Source organism: Youngiibacter multivorans (assembly GCF_017873395.1).
GTDB classification, from domain to species: domain Bacteria; phylum Bacillota; class Clostridia; order Clostridiales; family Clostridiaceae; genus Youngiibacter; species Youngiibacter multivorans.
The window spans coordinates 1-18,884 of record NZ_JAGGKC010000004.1 but is presented as its reverse complement, the minus strand read 5'-3'; the positions used below and the strand labels follow the sequence as shown (position 1 = coordinate 18,884).

Sequence of the window (18,884 nt, the reverse complement as noted above, 5' to 3'; positions counted from 1 at the left end):
AGTTCTCGTGACGTGTGCTCCTAATTTCAAGATTTTAAGTCATTCTGGGAATTCAGTATTCATTGTTTTTATTTGACCATGATCATGTCCGGTTACTATAAAGAATCCCTTTCCCACTGCTTCACATAGGGTTTTGGTTACATCGACTTTACTTGGTCCTTTTCTTGTGATTACAAAACTCAATTTTTCATCCTTTCGGAAAGTAACCGTTCTTTCTCCATCCAAAGCTATAGTCCCATCATAATTTGGTAAACAGATATGCTCAGATCCTATTTCCATTCTTTCATGTTCCTCATATGATATCTCAGATAGCTTACCTGGGCAGATCGGGGCCAAGATAGTTTTGCCACCTTCATTAATCCTTAACCTATAACCAAAATCATCATATTCACTACAGTATGCAATATTTCCAATTATTGCTGAAAAGCCTACAGAGGCTGGAGAACACATACTCACAATAACCTCTTTGATATTTTCCGGTTCAGTCACAACTTTGCTGCCTACATATGGAATATCAGTAACCACGGCATCAACAAGAGCAATGTCTCGTAAGACTCCGTTAATATATACCTCAATGCGTTTGCTTTTTCTCGAGTCTTTATCAATTCCATTTATAGCAACGTAAGAAGCCGCAATCCCTACAGTTGTTCCTTCCCAAAATTGTGTATACACATTGTTGGTTCCTGTAGAAACTGGAATTATTGGTACTTCTATTTCTGTCTTTGCCACCAGTCGACAAGTTCCATCTCCACCAAGAACAATAAGGCAAGAAATGTCTAGATTTTTCATTACCTCGACTGCTTTGATGGTATCGTCCGGTCTATCAGTTGGTTCAAAATCAAGAAGTTCCACAGCTGAATCAAATTTATCATCCCTGCGAACAATTGATACAATACTTGCATTAAGCAGGAAATTATCTGGCATCAGATAAATTTTCTCTGCACCGAATACTTTCATACTATTTATCATTCGAACAACCTTAATAGCTTTTTCATTATTCCCTACATTGCTAGCTTGAGATGAGATTCTTCTAAGGTCTTTCCCCGAGAATGGATTTACAATGATACCAATCTTAAACAAATCATTCCCCACCTTATTATGTAGTATAGCCGGGATGGTTCAGCACTCTTTATGTAATTGATGTATTTATTCATACACAATGTCATTCCGCATTTTTCAGTAAATTAGATCTGCAAGATGGATACTCTCCGTCTTGCAGATCTTCTGGTCACTTCCGTAGTACTATCATATGATTGACTTTACTGCAGCTATTATGTCATTTTTATTCGGCAGAACATGTACTTCATTTGCTCCGAATGGAATTGGAATATTTGCCGCCCCAACCCTTTTAATTGGAGCCTTCAGGTAAGTGAAGCAACTGTCTGAAATAAGTGAACTGATTTCCCCGCTCACACTACCCCTAAGAGGAGATTCATTTACGATTACTACCTTGCCAGTTTTCTTTACCGAATCGAATATTGTCTTCTTGTCTAAAGGAATAAGTGTCCGAGGGTCTATTACCTCTACATTTATACCCTCTTTTTGAAGTTCTTCAGCAGCTTCCATACTGTCCCAAACCATTTTTTGCATAGCTACAATTGTCACATCTGTTCCTGGTCTTACAACCTTTGCTTGTCCAAATGGTATAAGATATTCTTCCTCAGGAACTTCACTCTTTGTGAAGATGCACGCCTTGTGTTCAAGGAATAGAACCGGATCATCATCACGAATCGCAGTCTTCAAAAGCCCCTTAGCGTCATAAGCATTGCTTGGGATAGCAATCTTAAGTCCGGGAGCATTCATAAACCAAGAATCCACACATTGAGAATGTTGAGCGCCGAAGTAAAATCCCATTCCCTGGGGTGCCCTTATTACTAAAGGTACACTTACCTTTCCATCAGACAAATAGCGCATTTTTGCTGCCTGATTAACAATTGAGTCAAAAGCATAACTCAAAAAATCGGCGAATTGGACCTCTACAATAGTCCTTACACCACCAAGTGCAAGCCCCACAGCTGTCCCTACATACCCAGATTCGCTTATCGGAGTGTCAAATACACGGTCTGGTCCAAACTCCTTGAAAACCCCTGCTGTCTGTCCGATTCCGCTACCCATGTGTCTCAATTCGATACCCATAAGGAATATATTCTCGTCTCGTTTCATTTCTTCCATATGAGCTTCCTGGAGCGCCTGCATATAAGTTATCTCTCTCATGCCAGATCACCTCCCAAAGTTTTATACACCAGACTAATATCGCATATGCTCTCCTTAGATGGATAAGGAGAGGCCAGCCCATACTCAAATGCATCCATCGACTGTTTTTTCATTTTGCTGTAGATTTCAGAAATTTTGTCATCATTTAGTAGATCAAGATCCTTTAATATCTTCTCGTAGCGTTTTATCGGATCATTTTTCTTTGCTTCTTCAATAATTCTAGGATCTCTTGTTTCTACAGAAAGCCCTTCAGCATGTGGCCGAATTCGAACTGTCTTTGCTTCCACAATGCTAGGTTGACCTAACCTCGCTTTTTCAATAGCTGCCTCCATCGCTTCCCTAACTGCCAGTATGTCATTGCCATCAACAGTAACACCTAGAATACCAACAGCTACACCCTTTGCAGATAAGTCCTGTGCTCTTGTCGCATTGCTTATTGGATTGGTAAATCCGATTCCATTATTCTCAACAAAAAATACTATTGGAGCATCCATTATACCTGCAAGGTTTATAGCCTCGTAGAAATTACCTTCATTTGATGCGCCATCGCCGATTGAAGCCACAACAACACTATCAGTATTCCTTCTTTTTAGTGCAACTGCATATCCGACTGCGATAGGCATACCAGCACCGAGTATACCGTTTATTGGAAGTATACGGTCTTCAATGCAAGAGACATGAACTACAGCTGATTTTCCTCTGGCATAACCTGTTTCTTTGCATAGACACTCGGCTGTAAATTTGTTTATATCCATTCTTGTGGCCAGCAAACCATGGTTCCTGAATGTCGGCTCGTAGAAGTCTTTAGGACCAAGTGCACTTAAACAGCCTACCTGCGAAGCTTCCTGACCAATTGCCAAATGCCAGGCTCCACCCTGAATTCTGCCCTGCCCAAGAAGTTCAATGGCTGTTTCCTCATATACACGGGAAAGCACCATTTTCTCGTACATATTAATTAGTTGCTCATTGGAGTATTTCACTCACAACACCTCCATAATATTTTGAGATAACAACAAAAGCACATAATCAAGAAAAATAATCGTTTGGATTCTCCATTATATGTTGAAATGCTTCCAGAAACCTTGCTGCAGGAAAACCGTCCAGAACTGCATGATCCAGAGTCAATGAAAGAGTAGTCATAGGTTTGATCCTTATTGTGTCATCATCATCCACAACCAGTTCTTTACGCGTTGCACCTATGCTAAGTATCGCCGCTTCAGGAACATTTATGATTGGTGTCATGATATCAACCTTGAACATTCCCATGTTGCTTATTGTAAATGTTCCAAATGAAAAGTCATCAGCTGTAATTTTTTGATCACTTATCTTTAGAATCAACTCCTTTAGCTCCCTGGATACTTCCAGAAGACTCTTATCCTGCACATTCTTTATTACAGGGACAAATAGCGCTTTATCAGTACCAATGGCAACTCCGATATTGATAGATTTGTACAGTCTGATTTTCCCGTTTTGAAGCGAGGCGTTCAATTCAGGAACCAATTTCAAAGCAAATTCAGAGACTTTAACAAACAAATCAGTAAAGGTAACCTCAAATCCTTGCTCATAGTATTTCTTCTTCATGGCCATTAGTGACGTCATATCAGCTTTTGAAGTTACGGTAGCCTGAGGCGATTTTCGAAGGCTTTCCTCCATCTTGCTCGCTATGATTCTCCTGATACCTGAAAGTGGAAATTCTTTTAAAATTTCCATTCCATCTACTTGTGACGATGCAATTTCATTATCCATCATAGTCTCCTTTGTCATGATGAAACCCAAAACAACTATTCGGATAGAATTGCAATTATTGCACCAACAGATGCGACCTCACCCTCATTGACAACAATTTTTTCCAGCATACCAGAAACCATAGCCTGTACGGTATGAGTTGCTTTGTTCTCGATTATTTCTACAATATCATCCCCTTTGGTTATCTTGTCCCCTTCTTTCACCAACCATTGTCCAATTTCGCCTTCCATCATGGACATACCGAACTTGGGCATAAAAATATTTTGAGGCATATATTCACACCCTCCTTTCAATTATTTCTTCAATTCGAGTATATATATATCGCCTCTTAAATTATCTAAGGAGAATTACTTAATTTGCTTTCAACCTCTAATACTTTTTACGTATTTACAACTGTAAATTATCTGTAAAAAACGCCTTGAGTTCCAATCGTTTTTTGCATTGTCAAAATATTAGGACTACAATTTAATTGGAGGAGTATGCACTAAAATGCACCCACAAATATTAAATAGAATTCTCTCCAAATAATCATTAGTTGCTGAATCCTATGAGTATTTTAAGGAAGAGGAGGTTGCTATGCTAACACAACGAGATTATAAAATGTTAATGGATCTGCAATCGCGTATTTATAGCAGTAAAGATGGTCTCAGGATTACCGTGTTGCAAGCGTTGCAGGATGCATATAAGGACTACCCAATGGCTTTTTTTCTGACAGATGAAAATAGCCAATATATTAACCCTGTTTCAATCCATATCAATAATGGAATGATGAAGACGTATAATGACTATTATTACAAGACAGATATATTTCACACTTACAGCATCCCAAAAGGCCTTCTATCAAAGAACATAGTACATATAACTGATATAATGTCCCAATACGAGTATGAAAACTCAATATTTTATAACCATATTCTTAGCACGATGGGTGTTTATGATGAAATTGCTCTGCAATTGCATGATAATAATAAGTTGTTAGGTGTGGTTGGAATAATGAAACCTAAAAGTTGTGGTAGTTTTAGCTTGGCAGAATTAGAGAAAGCTGATATTTTGCGCGATATTATCTCTCGTCGATTAAAAGAGTGTCTGGATAGCGCTAAGGTCCAACAAGAAAATAATCTAATTGTAGATTCAATGGAAAAGGCACCTATTGGGATAGTAGTTTATGATAGTAAGCTAATTGCTGTTCATTTCAATCAGATTGCTGTTCAATTTATAAAGGAGCTTTGGGGAGAAGATTTTGGTTTGGATTCAATTAATGGATTGATGACAAGATTATCAGAGAAAATGTGTTTCAACGCATCAAATTCTCAGTCGTCTCTGATGACATCCATCCAGAATTTTTACTTCAAGGTAGTCCCGTTTGTAATCCCTAATCCCAATTGTGATTTTAATATATTTTATTCTCTCTATATCATTAAAAATGATAATTCATATTACATTGACCAAAAAGTTTTAAAGACCGTCTATAATCTTACTGGTCGAGAATGTGACATTGTATTCATGATTTCTCAGGGATACTCAAATAATAGGATTGCAGAAGAACTCTTCATTAGCCCGCATACAGTTAAGACACACATACAGAATGTCTTTAAAAAAATGGATAGTCGCAGCAGAACTGAAATACTGCACAAAATAATATTGTAGATAGGCTAACGAAAAATCGGTTTACCTCCATCTGAAGTAAACCGATTTTTCTGTTATTTGTTTTCTATTGATTTCAATTGCTTACTATTGCTCAGTAAGCAACACTATATCCCTCAGAACTTATGATTATTTTGTGAATGAATTCTCTAAAGCCCTTAATTCATCAAGTTGAATCGTTGAATTAAATACCGGGAAGGACACCATCTTATCCAACATTGTTGAAGTAGTTTCGTCTTCTTTCAATTGACTTAGCATGCCTTGTATTGCCATTGTAGCAGTATAAAGCAGCGAAACTGGATATATAATTATATTATATCCCATTTCATTGAGTTCAGATGCTTTTGTGAGCGGAGTCTTGCCTTTCTCAACCATATTTGCTAGCAGTGGCACCTTTATCTCTTTGGAAACTTGAACCATTTCATCTAAGGATTGAGGAGCTTCAAAGAAGATAACATCAGCCCCAGCAGCTTCATATGCTTTAGCTCTCCTCAGAGCTTCATCAAATCCTCTTACTGCTCTAGCATCAGTTCTGGCAATTATTACGAAGTCAGGATCCTTTCTTGCGTGTACTGCAGCCTTAATCTTTGCTACCATCTCTTCCATAGGCACTACTTCCTTTCCTTCCATGTGCCCGCATCTCTTTGGTGTTACCTGGTCTTCAAGCTGGATTGCAGCGACTCCAACCTGCTCATATTCAGTTACTGCTCTTACAACGTTGAGTGTCCCTCCAAATCCATTATCAGCGTCAGCTATTACAGGAATTCCAACTGATGCTACGATATTTTTAGCAGATGCAACCATCTCTGACAAAGTTATTAGTCCGATGTCTGGTTTACCCAATACACTTGCCGAGACACCATATCCTGTCATATATACTGCAGGGAATCCAGCATTTTCAATCAGTTTGGCAGACCAGGCATCATATGCACCTGGAGCCATTATCATCGATCTATTCTTTAACATATCTCTCAATACTTTTGTAGTTTTCATCTTAACCTCCAAATTATTATCTAATTATTCCAACAAGAACTAGGATAGCTATTACGGCTAGACTTGCGAATGGTAGAATTAACAGCTGCTTAAATACGACAGCCTTCTCTTGTTCATCCTGAATTGCAGGTAATGCTAGTCCACCACCTGAAGAGAATGGTGATACTCCAGTAACTGCAGCACCTAGAGTGATAACTGAGAATAGTGCAGTAGGAGCCACCCCAGTTGCAGCTACTATGGTAGGTACTACTGGATACAGCGTAGGCATAACTACACCCATCGTACTCGAGAAAAAGCTCATTGCGCCTGCGAGTATTGTCATAACAACGGGTGCAGTGGTCTTGCTTACATTAGTACTTATAGCATTCGCAATCATGTCGATTGTGCCAGCTGCTACAGCCACTGAAACCAGCATTCCCATGCCGCATAGAAGTATGATCGTATTCCATGGTACGATTGCAAATGCTGCCTTCTCTTTTCCAATCTTGAAGAATATCCCTAAGATTGCTCCCAGTATACAAACATATGCAACATCTGCTCCCTTTGCTATTGTTTTCAACATAGCGCTATCTGGTACTAAGTTTGAGAATAATGTTGGGAATATCGTAAGTGCCAGTGTGAGTACTATAAGAATCATGTTAATCTTCTGTTCCCTGTTAAAGGCAACAGGTTTCTCAATCGAAGACGGCTTAACCTTATAACCCTTAAATATTATATATACAATAATGAACAGTATTGTTTCTCCAATAAAGGAATTAATTAATACCCTGTTTGTAAATTGGGCTGCTTCCTGAACATATCCAGCGCCTTCAATTAGACCTTTAGCAATACCTCCACCCATTCCTATACTTGTGAAAGCTCCAGCAACACCACCACCAACAATTCCGACTACTGCTATCATCTTATGCATTTTGATTTCCTTAGCAATTGCCATGATAAGTGGTGATAAGAATGCATACACCGCGTATGGTCCTGGTCCGATTCCCGACATAGCGATACAAAGTCCATAACAAACAAATGGTATCAAGTAAGGAACATTACGGGTTAGATAGACTGATTTCTTTGCAATTAACTCAAGAGTGCCGTTAGATATTGCGAATCCATAAAAAAATGTTATCGCAAATATTGTAAAAAACAATGTGAGTGACCATGTTGCAGTCACTGCTTTGACTGACATTCCGAGACCGAATACCCCAATGAAATATGCGAACAGTATTCCGAATAGACCAACATTAATTTTAAATGCAAATCCTAATCCTATTGCAACAACAATTGCTAATAAAATAATTACGCTTATATTCACTTTTTTTCTCCTTCAGCTTTTTTGTTCTTAATATACTGTTTATATCCACCTGCATTAATTATCTCAAGTATGTTCTTATCGTAAGGTACAAAAGAGTAAATTTCATTCTTTGTCTCATTTGTGATTGACCCTTTAATGAAATCTACTGATACAATATCATTTTCACTAATACTTCTGCTAGCTTCAATTGATTCAAGAACTGGTAACCCTATGTTTATAGCATTTCTATAAAATATTCTCGCAAATGTTTCTGCTATGACGCACTGGACTCCAGAAGCCTTTATACTGATCGGTGCATGCTCTCGTGAACTGCCCGACCCAAAATTCTTTCCTGCAACAAAAACATCTCCATGTTCTATTTGGGTTGCGAATCCTGTTTTTATACCGTCCATGCACACTTTCCCTAACTCATCCGGGTCAGAAATCGAAAGATACTTTCCAGGAACAATCACGTCTGTATCAATATTATCTCCAAACTTAAATGCTTTGCCCATTATTTCACCTCCCGCGGATGTGATATTTTACCCATTACAGCTGTGGCAGCAGCAACATATGGACTTGACAAAAATACTTCAGATTCTGGATGTCCCATTCTTCCGACAAAATTTCTATTTGTGGTGGATACAGCAACCTCACCTTTTGCTAATATTCCCATATGTCCACCAAAGCATGGCCCACAAGTAGGTGTAGATACAGCCGCCCCTGCCTCAATGAAAATATCGACTAATCCTTCTTTGATTGCCTGTGTGTAGATTGACTGAGTTGCAGGTATGATTATAGTCCTTACATTCTTGTGTATTTTTTTACCTTTTAATACTGATGCAGCTGCTCTTAAGTCTTCAATTCTTCCATTTGTACATGAGCCTATTACCACTTGGTCTACATACTTTTCACTGATTTCGCTGACAAATTTCGTATTTTCAGGGAGATGAGGACAAGCTACAACAGGTTCCAAAGCCGATACATCGATCTCAATTATCTGAGAGTATGTCGCATCATCATCACTGTAATAGACATTGAATTCCTTCAATGAATGATTATGTTCCTCAACATATTTAATTGTCTTATCATCAGGTGCTATAATTCCATTCTTTGCACCTGCTTCAATTGCCATGTTACACATTGTAAAGCGACCATCCATCGACAGCTCGTTTATCGCTTCACCTGTAAATTCCATTGTCTTGTACAAGGCACCATCCACACCAATCTTACCTATTGTATGTAGAATAAGATCCTTACCTGTGATATATTCAGGAAGTTTCCCGGAATATATGAACTTAATTGTCTCAGGCACTTTAAACCATAACTCACCAGTTGCCAAAGCAGCAGCAATATCAGTACTACCCATCCCTGTTGAGAAAGCTCCAAGTGCACCGTAGGTACATGTGTGAGAGTCACCACCAACAATAACTTCTCCGGGTAGAACTAAACCTTTTTCGGGTAACAGCGCATGTTCTATTCCCATAGTACCTACATCGAAGAAAAATGGCATATTCTCTTGCTTTGCAAAGTCCCTCACATATTTGCTCTGTTCAGCTGCCTTCACATTTGCATTAGGGGTAAAATGATCCATTACAAAATATGCTTTGTTTACATCAAATACTGTCTCATATCCCATCTCTTTCATTTCTCTCAGTGCAATAGGACATGTAACATCATTTGCTAGAACACCATCAAGCTTAGCAACAATCATTTCGCCTGGAACAACTCTTTCTTTGCCGCAATGCGCCGCAAGGACTTTTTCAGTAATATTCATCAGTCTCCTCCTTCAATATTTGTAACCGGTTAACTCACTATAGGCATAAATCATGCCAAAACAGAAAAAAGAGCTTTCCGCTCTCTTTTCTAATATCAACTTGCTATTTTTTTATTTTTCAATAGTCATTTTTACTAATTCGATATTTATTAGCATTGCTTCGGAGGCGTTTTCGCTCCAGTCTTGAAACAGTGTTTCAACTGCTGTTTCAAGTGTTTCACTTACTTTTGGCCATTTAGCAATCTCCATAATGTTGTTCTGCTTATACCAAGTTTCTTTGCTGCTTCGCTCTTGTTGCCCCCGCACTCTTGTATTACCTTGTACACTTCATTTTGTTCATTGTCGCTATGTACGTCATATCTACTATAAAGTATATCAATGATTAGGTCGTCAAGACTTATACTATTATTGAAGAGCACCGAGAATCGTTCAATTACATTCTTCAATTCTCTGATGTTGCCCTCCCAGATTCTTTCTGTGAATGCTTCATGATTTTTTATCTCATCCAGCTTTCTTTGATTAATTCTGATATTATTCTCCTTGAGAAAGGATTCAATGAGTATCGGAATATCCTCTTTTCTTTCGGTTAAGGATGGAATAAAAAGTTCCAACACGCAAATTCTGAAATATAAATCATGACGAAACTTACCTTCTCGAACTAAATCCCTAAGCTTCTTGTTTGTAGCTGTAATAATCCTAACATCAACAGAAATAATGCTTTCACCGCCAAGTCGCATTACCTCCCGATTTTCCAATACTCTCAAAAGTCGTGTTTGCATTGACATCGATAATTCGCCGATTTCATCCAAAAAGATGGTTCCATTATGAGCTAATTCGAATACTCCTTGCTTACCGCCTTTTTTTGATCCGGTAAATGCACCTTCTTCATAACCGAACAATTCACTTTCAAGTATATTTTCAGGTAAAGCTCCACAGTTGATTGCTACAAACGGTCTGTTAGCTCTCAAGCTATAATTGTGTATGCTTTGTGCAAACAACTCTTTTCCAGTACCACTTTCTCCGTACAAAAGTATGGTTGAATTTGTCCGAGCATAGAGTTTTGCTTTCTCAACAGTATGCTTGAATATCTGGCTTTTGCCAATCATACCCTCAAATTTGGTGTCTGCTGTAAACCCTTTCTTATTCAGTCTGCGTCTTAGCTTCTCTTCAGCCTCTTGGATTGTATTCACCGTCTGGAATGTTGCAATAGCCCCAACAACATCATCCTTGATTTTTATAGGGACCCTATTTGTCAGAATTTCGTATTTGCCAATAAGCTGAGTTTGATTTAGCTCCTCCTTATCAGACGCAATTACTTCTTCAAGTCTAGTATTTGGAATAATGTCACTAATACGATTACCAATCGCCTGATTAGAATAAATGCCTGAAATCCTTTCGGCGCTTTTATTGAATATTTCGATTACACCATTTTTATCAGTAGCAATAATACCCTCATATGTGAAGTTCATCATTGCTTTTAATCTTTCATTTTGACGATCTTTCTCTCTTAGCGCTAATGCAATACTAATCGCTTCATCAATTGCTTCTTCGACACTGGACTCTGAATATACTAAATATGTGTTCAGTCCGTACTGATCTCCTTTTTCGCGTACAAGACTACTTCCGATCACATTCGTTATACCTTCATCTACCAGCTCTCTTACAATATCTTCGAGTTCCAGGAAATCAGAATACGTTCTCTCATGAATAGTTACATTGATCAATGACTTCAATTCTTCCAAATATGGCATTCTTGAATGATAACTTACAATTGCAATATCGCCACCAATCAATTTTGCTCTTTTTACAGAAAATAAGAAATCAGTAATGGTTGGTGAGATATCGACATACGGTTTGATTCCTGCTTTCTTAATTTCGAAACCGTTAGCTCCCGCCGACAAGACAATATCCAACTTATTTTCTTTCTGGAATTTTCTTGTAATATCAACAACGTTATCAATTGGGGTATGCGTTATGTAGAACTCAGCAATCCCTTTATACTTACCTTCGATTTTCCTAATAATATCTGTCAATCCACCATAACTTATAAAACCAAGTCTAACTTTCATATTTGCTCCAATTAATCACTTCAAATTCGCATTCAAGCTTTATATAATCAATAACTGTTTGATACTCACCTTTACCCTAATAAATATTTTATTACTAATTATGATAAATCTAACTTTCACGATATTATCCAATTTTCTATTTCAAAATTGAGTACCGATTCCTATATGATCTTCTTGATTTCATATTCCGCTTTCATTAACTCGTATTTTAGTATTTCTTCTTGTTTCTTTAGTTCTGTATGACAACTTGAAAGTTCAGTAATGCGATAATCCCCTATCTCTAGGAATTTATCCGAGAATACACTTGATAAGGGAAATCTCTTATATTCCCCTTTAAATCTAATTTCAACATAACTATCAATCTGACTTGTCACGTCACCCCAGCCATACACCTTGTGATTAACTGTCTTCCCTAGAAGAGATACTTTCTCCAGATTCTCAATTTCAAATTCTAATTCTTCCAGCCTATTCCTTAACTCGTCTATCTGACACTGGAGTTTTACTCGTTCTGTCTGTTTATTCTGTCCATCCGCTCGCCCATTATTATCAACTATTACTTTTCTGGATGGAATCTTTGGAACTGGCAAGTTAGTATAAAGATTGTAATTCTTGGCGCAATAGATTAAGTCATAAGCCAATATGTGAAGACTCTCATCTGTGAACACCCCATCTTTCAAACGGGAACTGTGCAAATTCAACAGCTCAGGTTGCCCTTTTATTGCCTCAACCAGGGTATCACACATCTTGTAGTACTTAATTAGCTTAAATGACTGTCCTGCACCCCAATCATCAGCGGAATCCATGCTTTCAGCCAGCATTTTAGCCTCACTCGGCTTGTAAAAATAGTTATCCTCTGGGTAACGCAGGCATAGATAGCTTATGATTGTCCGTATATCATGTGCGTAACTCCATTTGCCCTTTTCATATTTTTCAAGCAGTTCCTTTATCCTGTAGTTGAATTCATTTATTTGGTCTTGACGCTTAATGAGGTCTCCCTGATCATCTTTGTAAAGATTTCGAAATAATTCACGGACTGCTTCTTCATCATGTTCAGCCAGCTTCAAAATCCCCGCACTAGGATGAATCTTGCTATTGTTGATCAGATTGTCCGTTTTGCTTACGGCTTCCTTGAACATGGATATGAAGTCGAGGGCATCAATGTCCCAGTTCCTTTGAAAATGCTCTACAGCAATCCATTTGTATGACTCATTGTGATCTTTGTCGTTCATGTAATCGAACTTATCGATGTAATTTCTAAATACTTGATTTAGATTTTCAGTAATCATTTCGACCCCCTTACCTCTATACATAGCTGCTGATTTTATGACATAAGTTGCTCATAAAATGGAATTTATGAACCCGAATAGATTATATATACATTTCATCTGAAATCCAATGAATCAATGGAGTCTGATTAGGTTATTACATAGTTACTCTTTGATGTTGATGAAACCTAATCAGATCTCGATTCTATCCATATTCTATTCTTTTCGATTTATGAATCTGGATTCCCCTCTGAAGGATTAGTAGATTCGGTTCCACTACTAATGTCCGTGAGGTATTCCCATTCTACCCTGTACTCTCTTCCAACTGCTTTTCCAATACTATCTATATATTCTTCAATGATTTTCTGTGCCCGTTGCTGAGCACTTGCCATAAGAGTTGAATCCCGAGATACTTCCAAGACCATATTTTTCTGTGCTTCTTCAAAAGCTTTAGTCTCATCTTCTGCGGTTATTTTTGCGGAGTCTTCTGCAACGATAAATGAATCTTCAGTGATAGTTTCTTGATTTGCTTCATAACTAAGCACCTTTGCTTCAGGAATCTGTATTTTAATAATATCATCATCAATATCAATTTTCACTAGCGATGCATCTATACCAATCTTGACACTGCCGCTATATTCGATCCAGAAATGCTTGTCCTTATTCCATGGGAAGATTCCTCCTGCATCCTCTTTGAATTTAGCGACATTGTGATAATAGCATTCCATCGTTGCCAGTTGAGCTATAGATTTCATTTGGGATTCTTGGAGCTTAAGTGTTGCTTCCTTCTGCTCAGAGCAGGAAACAAATGTGCATGACATTCCCATAATCAGGAGAATCATAGATATTTTTCTTATCATGTTCATCATGCACCTCCAAAAATCACATTTAACTTATAGTCCGCATCTAACTGAGCTATTAATGGGTTTAGTATTGCTTTCATTATGTTTATCGCGTTCTGTTCCGCTAAGTCATAGATTGCTGACTCTTCTATACATTCATTTGTGACATCAGCTATGCAAGCGCTATATGCCTGTGCAGAAACAGTGCTTGTATTTGCTTTCTCATTTTGAAACATGTAATCCAGTGAAGCGATGTCCACTATTACATCATTTAGGACAATTTCAGGGAGTTCAACGGTAAGTATTTTGTTCTCCATGTCATCCCTAAAATCCACCTTGTTGAAATCGAATCCTGCATTTACTCTTGCTTCGTATGATACATGATAGTCAACTTCTTCAGGTTTCTTTTCATTCATGACCACAGCTATCCCATTATATATGGCCTGGAAAGTAGATAATTCACTGATATCGATGATCTTTTCCAAGGATGAGATTGTTATAATTTCTGCCTTTTTCTCTTGCCAACCGAACGCCTTCGTTCCAATTAAAACAACACTTACGATTACTAATACAAGAGGTACCACTATGAAAATCGATTTTTCACCTAGCCTCTTTCCCAGTTTGATTTTGTGTTTGATTTCCTGGCTTTGAGTATTTCCTTGCTTGTCTTCGTACTCTTTATTATCCATAGAACCTGCTCCCCTCTCTTTAATAATCCTTATTATCAACTCAACCTGAACATTCTAAATGAAAGCTTACGATACTAATCCTTGCTTCTTGTACAGAATTGTTCTCGGTAGATTAATCTCAATACATGCTAAAACACCTCCCCATTATGGAATGTGTTTTTCTTGAAGCTTTAATCAAATGATGCACCTGAATTAATTAAAAATTGTAAAGTGATCCAAAGAATATAACAGCGTCCTAATAAGTGTTAAAACAGTCAAACCTCTACCATTAATCCAAGAAATTCTAAGAGTCAAATTAGAATACATATTGCTTCACCAATCCGCAAAGCGGTCATTTGACTTGATCTCCTCAGATAAAATACCTTTGCTATGAGAACTTCAACTGGAATTAAACATATGCAGAGATGCAAAAAGAGCCAAGCTAAAAGATTATTCATTTCAAAAAAACACTATGAAGAAGCCCTTACAGTCCAATCAAACATCAATCATTTATTTTTTCAAAGCTCAGCAGACAAACTAGAAAAAGAACGCTAATAGAATTATGCGGAAAATAGTCAAGAATCAATCATCCCGAGCTTGCAATGTTAATTGATATGAAGGAAGAAATCATCCTAACTTTTGATGGACGAGGGTATATTTGTTATAAGCTAATAAAATATTCTCTTGCCTTTTTTCTTATAACATCATCGAGTCGATTGGAGTTGATGATTACCTCAATGCTTCTTTTTCTTCATTGTTATCAAAAATCCACTTTGTATAGTTAATTCTGGTCAACTGGGCTAATAGTGATGATGCATTCTTGTTATCTACAAGGAGTTTCTGGCTCAAAGTTTTTTATCTTCGCAGCTCCTGAAATCTTCAAAATAATCAATAAAGAATTACTTGCACATCGAATTTAGTGCTCTTTCAGCTGTAGTCATTTTATTTTCCTTCCTATCCATTAGCCACCTTTGCAATGTAGATGTTTTCTGAATCAAACATCAACTGCATGGTCTGATTGAATAAATTATCTATGGTAAGGATGCTTTCAACGAATGAACTAATATAATCGGTTTGGTTTTCCATAAGTATCTGCATTATTTTTTGTGTTCTATTTATATCTAAATCCTGAATAATACCAGCAACCTTGATGAAATTTTCGTCAATCTGTGACTTGCTGATTACAGGAATTTTCTCTACCATTTTTCCTGTACCGTTGCTTAGTTTTGATAAACCTTTTAAGGCATATCCTTCAAGAGAAGTCTTTGAGTCCTTTTCGATTTTCTCGGCGCACTTTTCATATAAAGCGATGTAGTCACCTGAATACTCCTGAATCTTACTTGCGATGCTTTTTAAGTAGTTCGTATCGAAATTTTCAAGAAGCATAACCTCCAAGAATGACGAGAAGGAAAATGTATATAGCGCCAATTGATAATCGTTTAAGCGACTCATTGTCTTATTCAGTGTAGATTTTACTTCCTGACCACTACGGAACAGGGCTTTTTTATTGAGCTCTTTTGTAAGCTGCTCACGATAAAGTATAATACTCTGCTCGGCCTCGCGCTTAATATCCTGAACTAAAATATGCTTATGGTCTTTGTATTTATCGTTGTCCCAATTGAATTTGTAGTTGTTCAGAATATCGGTTAACGCATTAAGATTACCCTTGAGCTTAGCTTCCTCTTTTAATTCTAAGAAGGCAAGGATATCTTTTTGCGCTTCATGGATAGCGTCTAGTTTCTTTTCAATCGCCATTAAAGCTACTGCCATACAAAGCATGGTTGGATCAAGAGGCACTTGCGTCATTCTTGCAAGGCCACCACCAACGCCACCATTAGCTGCTTGAAGATTGCCAATAAACTGACCGCCACTTTGAAACATAGTCTTTCCTGCAGTATTAACAAAGTACATACCACTTTGACCAGCGCCGCCCATGGCATAGCTTACAAGCTGTATTATGGGTTGGAAAGCTACACCCAATGTAGCTGCTTTCTCAATAGGAAACTTTTGCGTTTCAGTCAAATCGATATTCATTTTTACAAGCTCTGAAGGAGGATAATATTCAACATCCATCATTGCCTTAACAAGTTCATTTTTACCATCCATTATGGTTTCCTCCTCCGATTCAAGTCTGTCAACAGCGCTTGTAAGTTCCGCGTTTTTCTCTGCTATCTGTTCTAAAGTCTACGTCTAGACTTACCACTAACGAACCCTTGTTTGCAATCAGATCTGAGTCAGGGTATCAGGGTTTGGGATACTCCAAAAGTGAAATCGAAATGATTTTGGCAAGTGTATTAACACTTGCATTGCTTGCCATTATTGAATCCCTAACTATTACAAAGCCTTTGATAGGCCTTCTTCACGATCTGGGCCATCAAGAATCGCCGTTTTTGAATAAATTCAAAGTAATCCATCGCTTCAAAATTATCAGGTAGAGCGTGCTGTGAGCATGTTTTAAAATATTCCTCATCTCCGAGTTTTTCTCTAAAAGCTACTACATACTCCTGGGGTCGTCTGTCAGAAACATGAATGTTTGTATTGTAATCCAGGTAGGTAAAATTCCCGGTCTGATTTCTATCTCTGTCTTTTTCAATACCAATTTGTGCTAAGTAATTCTTCGGGAATATATGGTGCTTATCAACTGCATTTTTTGTTCCACTTGCACCAGCCGAAAACATATGAGAAAGTGGCGTAGTACTAAAAAGCATTGGATAACCAAGAACGATTTGTGATGCCAAATAACCATACCAGCTCGGAGAAATTGCTGATGACGTTTCAAGTTCCATGGGCAGAGTGATTTTAAAGTAGTCCTCAGTGAATCGAGCATCAATTGCCCTTTGAAGGTATGCCTCCAATTCATCAGCGGTTTTAAATTCACGCATATCTGCAAATTGTTTTTCAACGTCTGATTCTGCATTGCCTGTATAGAAATAAGTAATGGCTGCCATAAAAAACCACTTGCGAATAAGTTTTCTCAATCGCATGGAATCCATGTGGTAATCATACTTAGCGATAAGATAAAGCACATAACTAAACACAACTGCATTTGAGGATGCAATTAATTTGTCTGATATGTATCCGGCTTCTTTTAAAATATTTAGATAGCCGTGCCAATTGTTAAGATCTACTACTTTATCTAAAGCTTTCTTGAAAATTTCCAAATTAGATTCTCTAATTTCTTCACTCGTTATCCCTGATTGCAGATCTTTACCACGCAAAATCATATAGGCATATCGTAATCTGGCGCGTCTAAAACCCACACCGACAGTCATTCGGACAAGGTGCGATGGATCTACTGATAAAAGATGATTAAACGAAGTTTTATCGGCTGGGATACGAGAGTCCGCGCAAAATTTATCGATTTGATCTCTACGGTCCTTTTCGTATACTGAAATAAGTGTCAGAATAAAATCATTTTCCGTTAATTTCTGTCCTGCTGAATTTACACGCACAAAAATATCAGCCACATCTTCTTCACTGGAGGAATACGCAATCTCAAGAGAAGGAATCTGATAGGATTCAAGGTGTAAAAGCTCATTGATGTTTTCTTCAATTTGATACTCTTCTTCGTCGGAGAGTTCAAGTTCGTTTCTTTTTATCCTGCTTTCATTTAGACGTCTAATAAAATCCTTCCTGAACTTTCCAGAAGTATTATTTTCTTTTGCAGAAAAAGCTTCGCTTATATCTGAAATGTATTCCGGATTATTTTCGACTGCCTGTGTCCAAACATCAAATTCTTTAGTTTGGGGTTTGTAGCCGATACGAATTCTGCGATCCTGGAAATTCTTATCCTTCACAGTTTCTCCGTACATAGAAGCAACTAATGCCGTCAAACGTTGCTGTCCATCTATTACAAGATCCTTCGGGACCTTATAAGCTTTTTCGCCAATTCCGATGGCTGCTTTTTTGTCATCGTAATCAACCGGCGATTCCCACAGCATAATATAGCCAATCGGAAATCCCTTCAGCATCGAATCATATAAATCACGAACCTTGTTGTCCTTCCAGACAAAGGGACGTTGAAGATCTGGAAGACCGATTCTTCCATTGCGTACATCCTTTAAAATATCTGATAACTGCCGCGGCACATTGGTATAGATTGCTTTTGCCATACTTTGTTCTCCTTTTTATTAACCAATAAACTGACAGAGAGGCGTAATACTGGACAATAATAAGTGATTGTCCTTGGCATAATAGACTCTCCTCGTTGTTAACATTCAATCTTATCCTTGAACAAGTTCCCATAGCTTGTCGTAACTACTCACCACATCATACTTTATATTTTCGCCGTAAGCGGAAATTGTACAGCACATAGCAGCCAAACAAGTGTTTTGAGATAATCAAACCATCAATACGAGTGGAGTGATTATCATGCCGTCATCAA

Annotated in this window: 17 protein-coding genes; 1 reads left to right on the top strand and 16 read right to left on the bottom strand. The window is 37.8% G+C overall.

Translation table 11 applies throughout. The annotated features are described in order from the left end of the window. Positions 1-39: 39 nt before the first annotated feature. The 5 genes from J2Z34_RS03345 to J2Z34_RS03325 all read right to left on the bottom strand — a co-directional run bounded on the left by J2Z34_RS03345 (position 40) and on the right by J2Z34_RS03325 (position 4,214). Positions 40-1,080, bottom strand: coding sequence for an NAD(+)/NADH kinase (locus tag J2Z34_RS03345; protein ID WP_209458448.1), 1,041 nt, complete (start codon positions 1,078-1,080; stop codon positions 40-42). Positions 1,081-1,245: 165 nt separating this feature from the next. After that, positions 1,246-2,214 carry an alpha-ketoacid dehydrogenase subunit beta gene (locus J2Z34_RS03340; protein ID WP_209458447.1) on the bottom strand — a complete coding sequence of 323 codons (969 nt, stop codon included), beginning with the start codon at positions 2,212-2,214 and terminating at the stop codon, positions 1,246-1,248. Beyond that, on the bottom strand, positions 2,211-3,194 hold the full coding sequence (locus J2Z34_RS03335; protein WP_209458446.1) for a thiamine pyrophosphate-dependent dehydrogenase E1 component subunit alpha: 984 nt from the start codon (positions 3,192-3,194) through the stop codon (positions 2,211-2,213). The genes J2Z34_RS03340 and J2Z34_RS03335 overlap by 4 nt, the downstream gene beginning before the upstream one ends. A 46-nt stretch (positions 3,195-3,240) precedes the next feature. Continuing rightward, the gene (locus tag J2Z34_RS03330) at positions 3,241-3,960 is read right to left on the bottom strand and encodes a dihydrolipoamide acetyltransferase family protein (RefSeq protein ID WP_209458445.1); all 720 of its coding nucleotides are present in this window, start codon (positions 3,958-3,960) and stop codon (positions 3,241-3,243) included. A gap of 35 nt (positions 3,961-3,995) precedes the next feature. Then, positions 3,996-4,214 carry a biotin/lipoyl-containing protein gene (locus J2Z34_RS03325; protein ID WP_209458444.1) on the bottom strand — a complete coding sequence of 73 codons (219 nt, stop codon included), beginning with the start codon at positions 4,212-4,214 and terminating at the stop codon, positions 3,996-3,998. Between the two features lie 322 nt (positions 4,215-4,536). Between J2Z34_RS03325 and J2Z34_RS03320 the strand changes: the two genes are divergently transcribed. After that, positions 4,537-5,607, top strand: coding sequence for a helix-turn-helix domain-containing protein (locus J2Z34_RS03320; protein ID WP_209458443.1), 1,071 nt, complete (start codon positions 4,537-4,539; stop codon positions 5,605-5,607). Positions 5,608-5,733: 126 nt separating this feature from the next. Here J2Z34_RS03320 and J2Z34_RS03315 read toward each other — a convergent pair whose 3' ends face one another. The 11 genes from J2Z34_RS03315 to J2Z34_RS03265 all read right to left on the bottom strand — a co-directional run bounded on the left by J2Z34_RS03315 (position 5,734) and on the right by J2Z34_RS03265 (position 18,612). Next, positions 5,734-6,597, bottom strand: coding sequence for an isocitrate lyase/PEP mutase family protein (locus J2Z34_RS03315; protein WP_209458442.1), 864 nt, complete (start codon positions 6,595-6,597; stop codon positions 5,734-5,736). Between the two features lie 16 nt (positions 6,598-6,613). Next, a complete protein-coding gene (locus J2Z34_RS03310) occupies positions 6,614-7,900 on the bottom strand; it encodes an SLC13 family permease (protein WP_209458441.1) in 1,287 nt (428 codons plus the stop codon). Continuing rightward, positions 7,897-8,394: a 3-isopropylmalate dehydratase small subunit gene (locus J2Z34_RS03305; protein WP_209458440.1), complete on the bottom strand. Its 498-nt coding sequence runs from the start codon at positions 8,392-8,394 to the stop codon at positions 7,897-7,899. The genes J2Z34_RS03310 and J2Z34_RS03305 overlap by 4 nt, the downstream gene beginning before the upstream one ends. Continuing rightward, positions 8,394-9,656 carry a 3-isopropylmalate dehydratase large subunit gene (leuC, locus tag J2Z34_RS03300; protein ID WP_209458439.1) on the bottom strand — a complete coding sequence of 421 codons (1,263 nt, stop codon included), beginning with the start codon at positions 9,654-9,656 and terminating at the stop codon, positions 8,394-8,396. Before leuC ends, J2Z34_RS03305 begins: the two co-directional genes overlap by 1 nt. Positions 9,657-9,767: 111 nt before the next feature. Further along, positions 9,768-9,905: a hypothetical protein gene (locus J2Z34_RS03295; protein ID WP_209458438.1), complete on the bottom strand. Its 138-nt coding sequence runs from the start codon at positions 9,903-9,905 to the stop codon at positions 9,768-9,770. Continuing rightward, entirely contained in the window at positions 9,878-11,725 is a 1,848-nt protein-coding gene (locus tag J2Z34_RS03290; RefSeq protein ID WP_209458437.1) for a sigma 54-interacting transcriptional regulator, read from the bottom strand. Before J2Z34_RS03290 ends, J2Z34_RS03295 begins: the two co-directional genes overlap by 28 nt. Before the next feature lie 161 nt (positions 11,726-11,886). Then, positions 11,887-13,011 (bottom strand): hypothetical protein, encoded by a 1,125-nt coding sequence (locus J2Z34_RS03285; RefSeq protein WP_209458436.1) that lies wholly within the window; start codon positions 13,009-13,011, stop codon positions 11,887-11,889. Between the two features lie 209 nt (positions 13,012-13,220). Next, on the bottom strand, positions 13,221-13,856 hold the full coding sequence (locus J2Z34_RS03280) for a DUF4230 domain-containing protein (RefSeq protein ID WP_209458435.1): 636 nt from the start codon (positions 13,854-13,856) through the stop codon (positions 13,221-13,223). Then, positions 13,856-14,521 (bottom strand): DUF4230 domain-containing protein, encoded by a 666-nt coding sequence (locus J2Z34_RS03275; protein WP_209458434.1) that lies wholly within the window; start codon positions 14,519-14,521, stop codon positions 13,856-13,858. The genes J2Z34_RS03280 and J2Z34_RS03275 overlap by 1 nt, the downstream gene beginning before the upstream one ends. A 933-nt stretch (positions 14,522-15,454) precedes the next feature. Then, on the bottom strand, positions 15,455-16,606 hold the full coding sequence (locus tag J2Z34_RS03270; RefSeq protein WP_209458433.1) for a hypothetical protein: 1,152 nt from the start codon (positions 16,604-16,606) through the stop codon (positions 15,455-15,457). A 221-nt stretch (positions 16,607-16,827) separates the two neighbouring features. Next, complete coding sequence (locus J2Z34_RS03265) at positions 16,828-18,612, bottom strand: GmrSD restriction endonuclease domain-containing protein (RefSeq protein ID WP_209458432.1); 1,785 nt, start codon at positions 18,610-18,612, stop codon at positions 16,828-16,830. Positions 18,613-18,884 lie beyond the last annotated feature (272 nt).

Excerpts from the sequence above, each read along its gene's own strand:
- J2Z34_RS03295 (WP_209458438.1), bottom strand. The coding sequence starts at position 9,905 with ATGGAGATTGCTAAATGGCCAAAAGTAAGTGAAACACTTGAAACAGCA.
- J2Z34_RS03285 (WP_209458436.1), bottom strand. The coding sequence starts at position 13,011 with ATGATTACTGAAAATCTAAATCAAGTATTTAGAAATTACATCGATAAG.
- J2Z34_RS03340 (WP_209458447.1), bottom strand. The coding sequence starts at position 2,214 with ATGAGAGAGATAACTTATATGCAGGCGCTCCAGGAAGCTCATATGGAA.
- J2Z34_RS03280 (WP_209458435.1), bottom strand. The coding sequence starts at position 13,856 with ATGAACATGATAAGAAAAATATCTATGATTCTCCTGATTATGGGAATG.
- leuC (WP_209458439.1), bottom strand. The coding sequence starts at position 9,656 with ATGAATATTACTGAAAAAGTCCTTGCGGCGCATTGCGGCAAAGAAAGA.
- J2Z34_RS03270 (WP_209458433.1), bottom strand. The coding sequence starts at position 16,606 with ATGGATGGTAAAAATGAACTTGTTAAGGCAATGATGGATGTTGAATAT.
- J2Z34_RS03305 (WP_209458440.1), bottom strand. The coding sequence starts at position 8,394 with ATGGGCAAAGCATTTAAGTTTGGAGATAATATTGATACAGACGTGATT.
- J2Z34_RS03330 (WP_209458445.1), bottom strand. The coding sequence starts at position 3,960 with ATGGATAATGAAATTGCATCGTCACAAGTAGATGGAATGGAAATTTTA.
- J2Z34_RS03275 (WP_209458434.1), bottom strand. The coding sequence starts at position 14,521 with ATGGATAATAAAGAGTACGAAGACAAGCAAGGAAATACTCAAAGCCAG.
- J2Z34_RS03290 (WP_209458437.1), bottom strand. The coding sequence starts at position 11,725 with ATGAAAGTTAGACTTGGTTTTATAAGTTATGGTGGATTGACAGATATT.
- J2Z34_RS03325 (WP_209458444.1), bottom strand. The coding sequence starts at position 4,214 with ATGCCCAAGTTCGGTATGTCCATGATGGAAGGCGAAATTGGACAATGG.
- J2Z34_RS03320 (WP_209458443.1), top strand. The coding sequence starts at position 4,537 with ATGCTAACACAACGAGATTATAAAATGTTAATGGATCTGCAATCGCGT.
- J2Z34_RS03315 (WP_209458442.1), bottom strand. The coding sequence starts at position 6,597 with ATGAAAACTACAAAAGTATTGAGAGATATGTTAAAGAATAGATCGATG.
- J2Z34_RS03265 (WP_209458432.1), bottom strand. The coding sequence starts at position 18,612 with ATGGCAAAAGCAATCTATACCAATGTGCCGCGGCAGTTATCAGATATT.